The 12868-nt window shown below is 53.1% G+C and carries 11 protein-coding genes; all 11 read left to right on the forward strand.

What is annotated here, in order from left to right:
• The first annotated feature begins 87 nt into the window (after nucleotides 1-87).
• The 11 genes from A3EQ_RS0105780 (at nucleotide 88) to A3EQ_RS0105860 (ending at nucleotide 12822) form a co-directional block, all read left to right on the forward strand.
• On the forward strand, nucleotides 88-531 hold the full coding sequence (locus A3EQ_RS0105780) for a VOC family protein (RefSeq protein WP_020154238.1): 444 nt from the start codon (nucleotides 88-90) through the stop codon (nucleotides 529-531).
• A 173-nt stretch (nucleotides 532-704) separates the two neighbouring features.
• On the forward strand, nucleotides 705-1391 hold the full coding sequence (gene sfsA, locus A3EQ_RS0105785) for a DNA/RNA nuclease SfsA (protein WP_020154239.1): 687 nt from the start codon (nucleotides 705-707) through the stop codon (nucleotides 1389-1391).
• Nucleotides 1392-1578: 187 nt separating this feature from the next.
• Nucleotides 1579-3450 (forward strand): molecular chaperone HtpG, encoded by a 1872-nt coding sequence (gene htpG / locus A3EQ_RS0105790; protein ID WP_026499778.1) that lies wholly within the window; start codon nucleotides 1579-1581, stop codon nucleotides 3448-3450.
• A gap of 384 nt (nucleotides 3451-3834) precedes the next feature.
• The gene (locus A3EQ_RS0105800) at nucleotides 3835-4635 is read left to right on the forward strand and encodes a metallophosphoesterase (RefSeq protein ID WP_020154242.1); all 801 of its coding nucleotides are present in this window, start codon (nucleotides 3835-3837) and stop codon (nucleotides 4633-4635) included.
• A gap of 521 nt (nucleotides 4636-5156) precedes the next feature.
• The gene (locus A3EQ_RS0105810; protein ID WP_020154244.1) at nucleotides 5157-5459 is read left to right on the forward strand and encodes a thioredoxin family protein; all 303 of its coding nucleotides are present in this window, start codon (nucleotides 5157-5159) and stop codon (nucleotides 5457-5459) included.
• A gap of 477 nt (nucleotides 5460-5936) precedes the next feature.
• Nucleotides 5937-6737 carry an SGNH/GDSL hydrolase family protein gene (locus A3EQ_RS0105825; protein ID WP_026499780.1) on the forward strand — a complete coding sequence of 267 codons (801 nt, stop codon included), beginning with the start codon at nucleotides 5937-5939 and terminating at the stop codon, nucleotides 6735-6737.
• The gene (locus A3EQ_RS0105830; protein ID WP_020154247.1) at nucleotides 6734-7648 is read left to right on the forward strand and encodes an ABC transporter ATP-binding protein; all 915 of its coding nucleotides are present in this window, start codon (nucleotides 6734-6736) and stop codon (nucleotides 7646-7648) included. The genes A3EQ_RS0105825 and A3EQ_RS0105830 overlap by 4 nt, the downstream gene beginning before the upstream one ends.
• Complete coding sequence (locus A3EQ_RS0105835) at nucleotides 7645-8625, forward strand: ABC transporter permease (RefSeq protein ID WP_020154248.1); 981 nt, start codon at nucleotides 7645-7647, stop codon at nucleotides 8623-8625. The genes A3EQ_RS0105830 and A3EQ_RS0105835 overlap by 4 nt, the downstream gene beginning before the upstream one ends.
• Before the next feature lie 215 nt (nucleotides 8626-8840).
• On the forward strand, nucleotides 8841-10232 hold the full coding sequence (locus A3EQ_RS0105845; protein ID WP_020154250.1) for a M20/M25/M40 family metallo-hydrolase: 1392 nt from the start codon (nucleotides 8841-8843) through the stop codon (nucleotides 10230-10232).
• Between the two features lie 413 nt (nucleotides 10233-10645).
• Entirely contained in the window at nucleotides 10646-11491 is an 846-nt protein-coding gene (locus A3EQ_RS0105850) for a DegV family protein (protein ID WP_020154252.1), read from the forward strand.
• A 773-nt stretch (nucleotides 11492-12264) separates the two neighbouring features.
• Entirely contained in the window at nucleotides 12265-12822 is a 558-nt protein-coding gene (locus A3EQ_RS0105860; protein WP_020154254.1) for a Rossmann-fold NAD(P)-binding domain-containing protein, read from the forward strand.
• Nucleotides 12823-12868: the final 46 nt, after the last annotated feature.

Below are 12868 nucleotides of genomic sequence, written 5' to 3' on the forward strand. Positions count from 1 at the left end.
AGCATTGGGGGCCAATCGATCGGAAGCGCGTACGGAAAACGAACAGGACGGTTTACCGGAAGGCGGTAAAGGAGGGGGAGACAAGATTTGATATTTGAATTGACCATTCAAGTGCGGGTGAAAGATATAAATGAAGGAATACGATGGTACCAGACTTTATTAAACAAGCCGCCGGACTTTATCCCCCATGCGGGGATTGCCGAATGGGAGATTATCCCGGGCTGCTGGCTGCAAGTGGCGGAAGGGGACCCGGCAGAAGGAAGCGGACCTTTACGCCTTGGCGTACCCGATATCGCGTTTGAAAGAGAAAGGCTTGTCCGGGATTTGCACATCGAGAACTTCAAAATCTATTCGAGGGAAGAAGTTCCTGTAAAATGGGGAACTTTTGCTGACCCTTGGGGAAATCTCCTCGGTTTCTTCGAATATCTGGACAAGACCGAGGAAAAAGAGCGAATAAAAACATTATCGGGCAATCAGCCTCCATCCTATTCAAATGCGCGGACGCTCAAAGAAAAGGAGCCCAATTTTTGAAACCCTGTTGCCGGACTAATGAAAAGAAAAGGGAAGGGTTCTGGCGGTTTCCAAACACTTCCTTTTTCTTTTTGCGCATAAAATCCCCGTTAATCCTTTCGGTCCGGAAATCCTTGAGATCGCCGCCCTGTAGTATAATGGGAAGGGATTACCTTTAAGGAAGGAACGGGACCATGAAATATGAACGAACGATAAAGGGGACCTTCATCCGGCGGCTAAACCGGTTCATTGCGGAGGTGCAGGCCGGGGAAAAAACGGAGAGGGTCCATGTCAAAAACACCGGCAGGCTGAAGGAATTGCTGGTCGCAGGGGCGGAGGTGGGATTGGAAATTTCGTCGAACCCCGGCCGGAAAACGAAATATTCCCTCGTTTCCGTGAAGAAGGGAGACCGTTGGGTCAATATCGACTCCCAGGCGCCCAACGCGGTCGTTTACGATGCCCTAATGAGCGGCGGAATCGCCGAACTCGGCCCGATCCGCCTGCTGGCAAGGGAAAAGGCCTTCGGCAAGTCACGCTTTGACCTCTATTACGAAGGGGAGACGGAAAAAGGGTTTATGGAAGTCAAGGGCGTGACCTTGGAAAAGGACGGGGTGGCCTTATTCCCCGACGCGCCGACGGCAAGGGGAACGAAACATATCTTGGAATTGACGGAGGCGGCAAAGGAGGGCTACGGCGCCGTCCTGTTTTTCCTCGTGCAAATGGGGGGATGCCGGGCATTTTCGCCAAACCGGGAGATGGATCCGCCCTTTGCCGAAGCCCTTTCCAAGGCGGCGAAGGAAGGGGTCAAAATCCTCGCTTACGATGCCTTCGTAACGGAAGATGAAATGGTGATCGGCCAGCCGGTGCGGGTGATGATTTAACCGGCGGACCGGCCGGATCGGGACCCGGAGAATGCCTCGCCTCACCGGATCGGGCGGCGTTTTGCGGTAAAGTTGACATCGCCACGGAAATATGATATGTAAATAATGTCGATTAGCACTCGGGGGAAAAGAGTGCTAACCGTTTCTTCACCATCGGTTCATCCTTTAGGAAAGGAGAATGCGGGCCATGGCGAAAACCGAATTTAAAGCGGAATCGAAGCGGCTGTTGGAAATGATGATCCATTCCGTCTATTCCAAGAAGGAAGTGTTTTTGCGGGAACTCATATCCAACGCCAGCGACGCCATCGACAAGATTTATTACAAAGCGTTGACCGACGACTCCCTGACCTTTAATAAGGACGATTATTACATAAAGATTATCCCGGATAAGCAGAAACGGACATTGACGGTCCTCGATACGGGGATCGGGATGACCAGGGAAGAACTGGAATCGAACCTGGGGACCATCGCCAAAAGCGGTTCCCTGGCCTTCAAACAGGAACACGAAATCAAAGACGGGCATGACATTATCGGCCAATTCGGCGTCGGCTTTTATTCGGCCTTTATGGTGGCCGACCGGGTGACGGTCATCAGCAAGGCCCTGGGAAGCGAAGAAGCCTACAAATGGGAATCGGAAGGCGCCGACGGTTACACGATCGAACCGTGGGAGAAAAAAGAAGTCGGGACGGAAGTCATTTTGCATTTGAAAGAAAACAGCGAGGACGAAAATTACGACGAATTTTTGGAAGAGTGGCGCCTGCGGGAGATCATTAAAAAATATTCCGATTTCATCCGTTATCCGATCAAACTGGCGGTCACCCGGAAGAAAAAAGACGGCGACTCCGGCGAAACCGCCGATACGGTGGAAGAAGAAACGGTAAACAGCATGGTCCCCATCTGGCGGAAGAACAAAAACGAGCTGAAAGACGAAGATTACGAGAATTTTTACACGGAAAAACATTACGGTTTCGACAAGCCGCTCAAATATATGCACATCCGCGTCGACGGCACGATCCGTTACCAGGCCATCCTCTATATTCCGGAAATGGTGCCCTTTGATTATTACACGACGGAATATGAAAAAGGGCTCGAGCTGTATTCCAACGGCGTCCTGATCATGAACAAATGCCCGGACCTCCTTCCAGACTACTTCAGTTTCGTCAAAGGCATGGTCGATTCGGAAGACGTGTCCCTGAACATTTCCCGCGAAATGCTACAGCATGACCGGAACTTGAAAGTGATCGCCAAAAACATCAAAAACAAAATCCGCAAGGAACTTTTAAACATGCTGAAAAACGAGCGGGAAAAATACGAGACCTTTTTCAAAAACTTCGGCAGGCAGCTGAAGTACGGCGTCTACAGCGACTTCGGGGAACACAAGGAAGAACTGCAGGATTTGCTCCTGTTCTATTCCTCGAAGGAGAAAAAGCCGGTTACCTTGGAGGAATACGTCTCCCGGATGCCCGAGGACCAAAAATATATTTATTACGCGACGGGGGATTCGGTGGAACGGATCGAGAAGCTGCCGCAAACGGAACTGGTCGCCGACAAAGGGTACGAAATTCTGTACCTGACGGATGACATCGATGAGTTCGCCATCAAGATGCTCGAAAAATACAAAGGCAAGGAATTCAAATCCGTCACGAGCGGCGACTTGGGAATCGATACGGACGACAAGCAAAAGAAAGAAGAAACGAAGGAAGATAAGGCGCTCTTTGACTTCATGAAGGACGTGCTCGGCGACAAAGTGAAAGCCGTCAAGGCTTCGACCCGGTTGAAAAGCCACCCCGTCTGCTTCTCCACGGAAGGCGAGATTACCATCGAAATGGAAAAAGTGCTCAGCGCCATGCCGAACGGGCAAAAGGTGAAGGCGCAAAAGGTGCTGGAAATCAACACGGACCACCAGGTTTATCAAACGCTGAAAAACGCCTTTGCCCAAGACAAGGAAAAACTGAAACTTTACACGAACCTCCTCTACAATCAGGCCCTGCTCATCGAAGGGCTTCCCGTCGAAGACCCGGTGGAATTTTCCAACGACATCTGCAAGATCATGACCTGATGTTCGGAAAGGCGGTGCAAACCGGTTTGCCCAAGGTTTGCATCGCCTTTTCTTTTTTCAAACGGGGGGCGGGCGAAAATCGTGCCCCTCAGGGGAATTCACACCGGCAAAGGCGGACTGCAACGTCGGAAAATGGCGGTTCGAAACTCCCGAATGGATGCCTCCCCTAACAACGGTCATATCAGATTTGAAGAATCGCAGATGCCAGCGGTTGCCGAAGAAAGCGGAAAAAACGAGGAATCCGTCCGTTATCTTTCCCGCGAGGGGGCTTTTGAAACAAGGGACGGACAAGGAACCGGCCTTTCCCCCGGATCATTTCCTGCCATTCCCACTGGGAATCTTTTTCCCCGGGGATTATACTGTTTAAATGGGGGAGAGATGCAAATGTTTTTCGCCATTCTGATTAGCGCCATCGGAACCCTTTTGTTCCATTCCTATAAAAATACGAAAAAAGTCAGTGTGAATACGATACGGATTTCCAAGCCGGGCACGGCCTGGAAAAAATTGAGGATTCTCCATTTGTCGGATCTGCATCTGGAAAAGCTGTCCATCAGCCCGGAAGAGTTGTATCGGATCATTTCGAACAAAAAGGTGGATCTGATCGCCATTACCGGCGATTTCCTCGACCGGAAGCGGACCATCCGGAAGCTGCCCGAATACCTTCAGGTTTTGCAAAAAGTCAAGCCGGCATACGGCATTTACGCGGTCTTCGGAAATCACGATTACATGTTAAACGGGGAATCCTTCGAAACCTTGAAAAACACCCTGGAGGAGAACGGCTGCGTAACCTTGCAAAACGAACATGTTTCCGTCCCGATGGGGAATGCCATGTTGAACATTATCGGCATCGATGATTTCAGCACGAACCGGAGCGACTTAAATAAAAGCTTTCACCGTCTTCCGAAAGGGTTCAACCTGGTGTTGACCCACGATCCGAATGTGGTGCTCCATATGAAAAAATTCCCTTACGATTACTTGTTGTCCGGGCATTTCCACGGGGGCCAGATCCACTGGCCGAAGCCTTTCCATCTCGTCAAAATGGGAAAACTCGTCCGCATGAACATGATTAAGGGACTGCATGTGCTGAACGGGAGACCTTTTTACATCAGCGAAGGATTGGGGCAAACGGGGGTGAATATCCGGCTCGGAAGCCGCCCGGAAATCACGATCCACGAAATTGTCTGAAAACGAACCGGCAGCATGAACAGGTCGGGAAATCAGCGTCCGTCACCCGAAATCGGTCCGGCTCCCGAAGGCGGCGGAAAATCCCGGCCGCCTTTGTCCCGGGACGAGCCATGATCCGGGTATTTTCTTGTTTGTGCCCCTGTTGCTTTCCGTTCCTGTTCTTCTTCGCCGCCGATGCCGGGCTTGCCCCCGGCGTTTTTTCATTTCCTCCTTTTTGCATGCGCAGCCCTCCCGAAGGTTTTTACGGAAATTCGAGCCTATGCTCGATGAATACGCGAGAGCATGGAAATCGCAGGAAACCGTCTTACTCACGTGGGAGCCGGAACCTCGATGAGCAGGTGCAGGCAGGGAAATGCCTCCCGAAGGTTTTGCGAATTTCCCTCTCCCGATTTTGCGGCAAGGGAACTTGAAAACGCGGAAAATTCCGGCAGCCTTTCAGATCGGCCTTTGCGGACGAACGGACGAAGCGGCCTATGGTATAATGGGGAGCGGGAAGAAAACGCGTTTAAAGGATGGGAAACATGGAAGAATGGACGAAAGAGACGTTTTTGGAAAAACTGGAAAGCGGAGAGAAGGGAGCCTTTTATTTATATACCCCCTTTTGCGGGACGTGCGCGCTGGCGGGCAAGATGCTCGCCGTCGTCTGCGAACTGCTGCCCGAACTTTCCGTCGGGAAGGCCAATATCAACTATTTGCCGGATTTGGCCGAAGCCTTTGCGATTGAAAGCGTGCCCTGCCTGCTCATCTTCCGGGACAAAAAAATCCTGGAAAAGATCTACGCCTTCCGTTCCGTCCCGTATTTGTACGAAAGACTGCGGATCTGATCCGTCCCCTTTTAACGGGCTTTTCCACCGAAGAGATTCCGGACATCTCCCCAAGGCGGCGGGACGGCCGCCCGCCCGCGGCGGTATTTGCGTCCTTGCCATCCCCGGATCCCCATTTTCCCTCCCATTGATGGCCGCCCCTTTCAAACAAAGTCCTCCATCCATTGCATAAATTGGATAAAGTTGCAGACAGTAAAGATAGATTCCTGTTGAACGCACGGCGAAGAACATTTCCCGAAAGGGAAGCGTTCCCCGAACGGTAGGAAAGCGGCCCGGCCCGGATCCCGTCCGAACCGGTTTGGAAGGGGCCGTTTGCCGAAAGATCCGGTCTGCGGGGAGGATTTCACGGCCGGGTGCCGGTTTCCGGTAAAAGGCTTCGGTAAAAGGCCTTAATCCGGCTCCAGGCATCTTCCGGCCCGCCGGACAGCCGGCTTCCATCAACAGGGAAAAGAATCTTAGAGAATGGGAGGGGAAAGCGTGAAAGGGGCCGCAGTCAAATGGGTGAGCCTTTTTTCCCTTTTGTCCACCTTGTTGTGGATCACCGGATTTTTCATCGCTTTCCACGATCAGGCGGCGAAACATTCCCCGCCCCCGCCCGCGGAAGGCATACCGGCCATGTCGCCGAAGGGGGATGATGGCGCCTTCCGGATCGTGGCGCTGGGGGATTCGCTGACGAGGGGAACGGGGGATGAAACGGGAAAAGGCTATGTCGGTTATCTCGCGGATCATATAAAAAAACGGACCGGCAAAAAGATCCTGCTGCGCAACTTGGCCGTCCGGGGAATGGTCTCGGAAAAATTGCTGGGCCAGCTTCGGCTTTCGGAAGTACAGCGGCAAATCTCGGACGCAGATCTCATCTTGATGACGATCGGCGGAAACGACCTTTTTCAGAAGGGAAAGGCGCTGCAGATCAAATCCAAGAAAGACGTCGGTCCGGTCGAGAAGAAATTTTTGCGCCATTTGGACGCCATTTTCCGGGAGATCCGGAAACGTAATCCCAACGCCTACGTCTTTTTTATCGGCCTGTACAACCCTTTCTCCGACCTGGCGGAAGGGAAAACCTATTCGGAAATCATCCGCCGCTGGAATTTTGCCGCTTTCGAAACCGCCGAAAAATATCCGCGCGTCGTCGCCGTCCCGGTCTTCGATCTGTTCGAAATCGATGTCAATGGGTTTTTAAACGTGGACAAATTCCATCCGAATGCCGAGGGCTACCGGAGGATCGCCCAACGGCTCGCTCCCCTCGTGCCGCTGGCGGAAAGGAAAGAAAGCGGATGAATCCCGGTCCGGTCATCCTGGAAGCCGTCCGATTGACAAAAAAGATCGGGAAAAGGGAAGTGGTGAAGGACGTTTCCTTTTCCGTCCGCGCGGGGGAAGTTTTCGGCTTTCTCGGCCCGAACGGCGCGGGAAAGACGACGACGATCCGCATGCTGACGGGGCTGGTCAGGCCGAGCGGGGGAAGGGTCACCGTTTGCGGGTTCGATATCCGGCGGGATTTTTTAAAGGCCGTCCGTCAGATCGGCTGCCTCATCGAATATCCGGAAATGTATCCCTATTTGACCGGATGGGAAAACCTGGAACATTTTCAACGGATGACCCCGGGCATCCCGAAAAGCCGAGTGGGGGAAGTGGCGGAAATGACGGGTTTGGCGGACCGCATCCACGACCGGGTGAGCACCTATTCGCTGGGCATGCGCCAACGGCTGGGCATCGCCCAATCGCTCCTCGGAAGGCCGAAAATATTGATCTTGGACGAACCGGCCAACGGCCTCGATCCTTTCGGCATGCAGGAGATGCGGACATTCATCCGCCGTTTGGCCGCGGAAGAGGGGATGGGTGTGCTGATCTTCTCCCATTTATTGAACGAAATCCAATTGGTGGCCGACCGGGTGGCGATCCTTTCGGACGGAAAAATCATCCATAGCGGCACGGTGGGGGAATTGCTTGCGCGGAAGGAAAAGGTCCGATGGCGGATCTCTCCGTTGGAAACGGGAAAAAGGATCTTGAAGGAAGAAGGGGTGGATCTTTATGAGGAAGACGGGTTCCTGATCGCCTCCCATCGCCCGGAAAAAGCGCACCTTTTCAACGAAAAGCTGGTAAAAAACGGGGCCCAGGTCTTTCAAATCGAAACAAAACTGCCGACCCTTGAAGATTTGTTCATGGAGCTGACAGGAGGAACGAGCCGTTGATTCCACTCGTCCATAATGAAATGTTAAAAATGATCCGGAAAAGGCGTTTCACCGCCATCGCCTGGATCATCGCCGCCCTCACCCTCCTGTTTTCCTACGCGGAGAAAAAGGAATTGGATACCCTCTATGAACGGCTGGGTTCCGATGACTGGCGGACGGCCTTGCAAACGAAGATCGTCGACGCCCAAAACCGGCTGAACTCCCCGTCGCTTCCGGCAAAAACGAAAAAAAATTTGCGGCTTTTGATCCGCCAGCAGCAATATTATCTGGAACGGGACATCAATCCGCACGCGCCGGGAGCGCCGGGATTCATGCGCCTTTTGCTCGATGATTCCATCCATTTGTTCATTCCCCTCCTTGTCGTCGTTGTCGCATCGGATTTGGTCGCTTCCGAAGCCGGAAGCGGGACCCTAAAATTGCTGTTGACCCGGCCGGTGAAAAGGTGGAAAGTCTTGGCGGGAAAATATATCGCCCTCCTGCTTTCCGTTTCTTTCATCCTCTTGCTGATGGGGGTCTTGTCCTGCCTCCTTTCCGGCTTCTTTTTCGGTTTCGGCGGCTGGCAAAACCCGGTTTTGACCGGTTTTCGCCCGGCCGGGGAAGATCTGGACGTTTCCAATGTGCATTTGCTTCCCTTGTGGCGATATTTGCTGTTTCAATTCGGTTTCGCCTGGTTTGCCGGCACCGCCGTCGGCAGCATGACCTTGATGTTTTCGGTTCTGTTCAAAAGCACCCCCCTTGTCATCGGGATCATGGTCGCTTTCCTGACCTCGGGGGCCACCTTGTCGAACATGGTTTCCTCCTGGCCGTCGGCCAAGTATTTGTTCATGATCAATCTGCAGCTGGCCAATTATTTGAACGGCCGAATGCCTCCCGTCGAAGGGATGACCCTTTCATTTTCTTTGGCGGTCCTTGCCCTGTGGGCAGCCGCGGCCTTGGCGGTTTCGTTCATGATCTTTACGAAGAAGGACATCTATTGAGGGCAAGATGGAAAATCAAACGGGAAAATGCCTCGGGCAATGGCGGCCGCGGGAAGAAAGCGGTGCCAAACTTCGCGGGACGCCCCGCGTTCACAAATCCGGAAGACTTTCCGGATTTTTTTTGCGGAAACGAAAGGCAGGCATTTTTGTTCCAAAAACGGATTTTTATTTTGCGGCAGAAATAAGAATGGAAATATACGAAGGAGGGGATCGTTTTGACGAAGCCGGAAAGGTGCAAGGCCGCGGTGGAAGACGCCATGCCGACTGTTTTGGCGCGGCTGAAAGACTATGTCTCCCGTCCTTCCGTTTCCGCCCAAAAGAAAGGGATCGGCGAGGCGGCCCGTTTTGCCGCCGCATTGATCGCAAAGGCGGGGGGAAGAGCGAAGATTTTGAAGGAGCCGGGCGCAAATCCGCTCGTCTACGGATTTTTCCCAGCGGGAACGAAGGGAAACCCTGCGAAAACCCTCTTGTTTTACAATCATTATGATGTCCAGCCTCCCGAACCGCTGGCGGAATGGGACACCTTCCCCTTTTCCGCGGAAGTGAGGGACGGAAGGCTGTTCGGGCGGGGAACGGCGGATAACAAGGCGGATTTTGTCGCGCGGCTGCAGGCGGTTCAAATCGTGAAGGATTCGGAGGGCGGGCTGCCCTGCCATATCAAATTTTTGGTCGAGGGGGAGGAGGAGATCGGCAGCCCGAATTTGGAGCGGTATTTGAAGAAATATGCGGATCTCTTCCGGGCGGACGGCTGCATTTGGGAATTCGGGGGGAAAAATGAAAAAGGGCAATTGGAAATCGCTTGCGGCGTCAAAGGGATCGCCTATTTCGAGTTAACCTGCAGGACCGCGGACGCGGATATCCATTCTTCGGCGGGGGCCATCATCGACAATGCGGCGTGGCGTCTCGTCCGCGCCCTCGCGTCGATGAAAAATGCCGAGCATGAAATCCTGGTGGAAGGGTTTTCCGACGGAATCCGGGAACCGGCGCCGGAAGAACGGGAGGCGGCCAAAAAGCTCCCCTTCGATGAAAAGGTGCTGCGGGACATCTACGGGTTGAAACGGCCGTTGATCACCGGGGAAAAAGGGACCGACCCGCGGGAGGCGATGGTTTTTCATCCGACGATGACCATATGCGGAATCTGGAGCGGGTATACCGGAGAAGGGGCGAAGACGGTATTGCCCAAAGAAGCGAAGGCGAAAATCGACTGCCGGCTGGTTCCGGAACAGGATCCGGCGCACGTCTTCGCCTGCATCCGAAAACATCTCGCCGCAAAAGGCTTCGCCGATATTCAAGTGGAATGGCTGAACGGCCAACGGGCGCACCGGTCCGATCTGAAGGATCCGTTCATCCGGCATGTGATCCGGTCCGCCGCGGAAGCCTACGGACGGGAGGCCGCCGTTTGGCCGAATGCCGGCGGAACCGGCCCGATGCATCTTTTCGGCCGGTATTTGCACGTCCCGATTGCCAGCGTCGGTGTCGGCTGGTACGGTTCCCGGGCCCATGCCCCGAACGAAAACATCCGGCTTTCGGATTTGCAAGAGGGAATCCTTTTTCTCGTTCATCTGCTTTCCGGTCTGTCTCTCCTATGGCCGCCGGAAAATTCCTAAAACCCCGCCCGCGAAAAAGCGGACCCGGCGAAGGCCGCCATCCCGTTTTCGGACCAAGTCCTCCCACTTGTGTAAAATCCCGCTTCCAGTCAAGGGAACATCACCATTCGGAACTGGAACGGCTTTAGCGCCCGCTTCTTTTCACACAAATTCCTGGACTTCCTTCCCTTTCCGACCGGGCCGGACTAAAGCCGTTTCCGTATGGAAAAAACGGTCCGGGCAAGGGCAAGTCTCGGGTTTTCGTTCAAACTTCTCCTTTCCTGCCAATCTTGCAGCTTGTATCCCGTGGGAATTTTTACAAACCGGCAAAAGATATGATACGATTGTAGTAGCCGCCCGCATGCGGGGAAAATGACCGCCTGCGAACTGTACATAACGCCGTACGGCCGCGGCAGGAAAAGGGGGAGAAAGGTTTGAAGCGAATCAGTATTACGACCGACATCACTTCCGACTTATCCCAGGACTTGCTCGAAAAATACGGGATCCGGACCGTGCCGCTCTATATTACCCTCGACGGGAAATCCTACAAGGATACGTTGGAAATCAGCCCGGAAGAAATCTTCGCATACGCGGAAAGGACGGGAAAACTTCCGAAAACCGCGGCCGCTCCGATCCAAGAGTTCATCGATTTCTTCCGGAAAGTCTCCGCGGAATCGGAAAGCGTCATCCATATCAATTTGGGGAGCAAATTTTCCAGCACCCACCAAAACGCGGTCATCGCCGCCCGGGAATTTGAGAACGTCTATGTCGTCGATTCGGCCAACTTGTCCACCGGCTCCGGCCACGTCGTCCTGGAGGCCGCCAAACTGGCGGAAGAAGGGCTTTCCGCCCGGGAGATCGTGGAAAAACTGGAACGGCTTGTCCCGAAGGTCGAAGCCAGCTTCGTCATCGATACCCTGGACTATTTAAAAATGGGCGGAAGATGTTCGTCCCTTGTGGCGATGGGAGCCGCCCTGCTAAACATCAAGCCGTGCATCGAAGTGATTAACGGGGAGATGACCGTCGGAAAAAAATACCGGGGAAAGATCGAGAGGGCGATCGAGAAATATGTCACCGACCGGTTGAAGGACCGGGATGACATCGTCACCGACCGGATCTTTATCACCCATGCCGGTTGTCCGGAAGAAATCATCGAGCGGACGAAAGATTTGGTGAAAGAGCTGCAGCCCTTTGACGAAGTCATCGTCACGACGGCATCCTGCACGATCTCGTGCCATTGCGGGCCAAAAACGCTCGGGGTTCTGTTTAAAAGAAAATGAGCGTCCGAAGGATTGGGACACGAATTTGTCCGAAAGCCGAAGCCCCTTCTTCGGACCTTTTCGAAAAATCACGGAAATCCGTGCCGGGGGGCCGGGGGATGGGACCGACCGGCGATCCGGGACCTTTTTTGGAAAACGTGAACAAAAGAATCGAAAATGGAATGGCGAACATGAATCGGAACGGCATGTTTTGCCCCTTGCGGGAAAGGAAATATCGGCCGTCCATCTTCCCGCCCGCGCCCTTCGGCGCGGGTATTTTTTGCATAAAAGGCGCGGAGGCGACCGGACACGGATTAAAGGATCATCGGATCATGGCCTGCGACGGATAGCCCAAAGGTACCCTGAATAGCCCCTCTGTGCCAAATGAAAATCAACAAAAAATCGGCAAGTTAGTGAAGGAACGAAGAATGACGAAAAAAGGGCCGGAGAACCGGGGATGCTCGTGAATTTCAAAAATAAGAGCCAGGTTGGCGGCAAAATCTATATAAAAATTACAAACTATTATAATTGTGGTAAAATTTAGCCGTAGATAAAGGGTTCAAGAGACAACACGAAAAGATGCGGGAAGAACTCACCGGACGAAACCTCAGGGAAGGGGCGGACCGGAAACCTGTGAAATCGGGTAGTTGATTGCGCCCATATTTTTGGGATATTGCGCAAATTCGGCAGGTTTTACATTTTTTTTGCCGTCGCCTTCATCTTGATGTCATGCTTTATTCCTCATACGCTCTGAAACATGAAAGAAACCAAGATATGGGCAGGAGGGATTCCTGATGAATTACGGCCATGTGCTGATTTTTGGCGGGACGGGGATGCTCGCCAAAGCGACCGGGTGGATTGCCGCCCGCTCGGAAAGAACGGTTGTTTTCGGAAGAAACCGGCACCGATTGGAAAGGATCGCAAAACAATACGACGGTTATGGGCTGGAGGCGAAACAACTGGACTATACGGACAATGCGGCATTAATCCGGGAGATTCATGCTGCCCACACCCAACATGGTCCGATCGGCATGGTGGTGGCCTGGATCCACGGCACGGCCCCGAAAGCCCTTCCGACCATAAAAGAGCAAATTTCCCGGCTTCAAAGCGATCCTTGGACGCTGGTCCATATCAAAGGCAGCAGCAGCCGTCTATCGGACATCACAAAACCGGATCCCGACGCACCGGAAAATTGCCAGGTAAAAGAAGTGAGGTTGGGTTTCGTTTATGACGGCACATCTTCCAGATGGCTGACCCATGAAGAAATCTCGGACGGGATAATCGAAGCCATCAAAGGAAATCAACCGATAACGGTTGTGGGCACTTTGGAGCCTTTGGACAAAAGGCCATGAATCGGGAATAAATGGCTTCGGAAAAGAACTTTGCAATATCTGTAAA

Source organism: Caldibacillus debilis DSM 16016 (genome assembly GCF_000383875.1).
Lineage (GTDB): Bacteria > Bacillota > Bacilli > Bacillales > Caldibacillaceae > Caldibacillus > Caldibacillus debilis.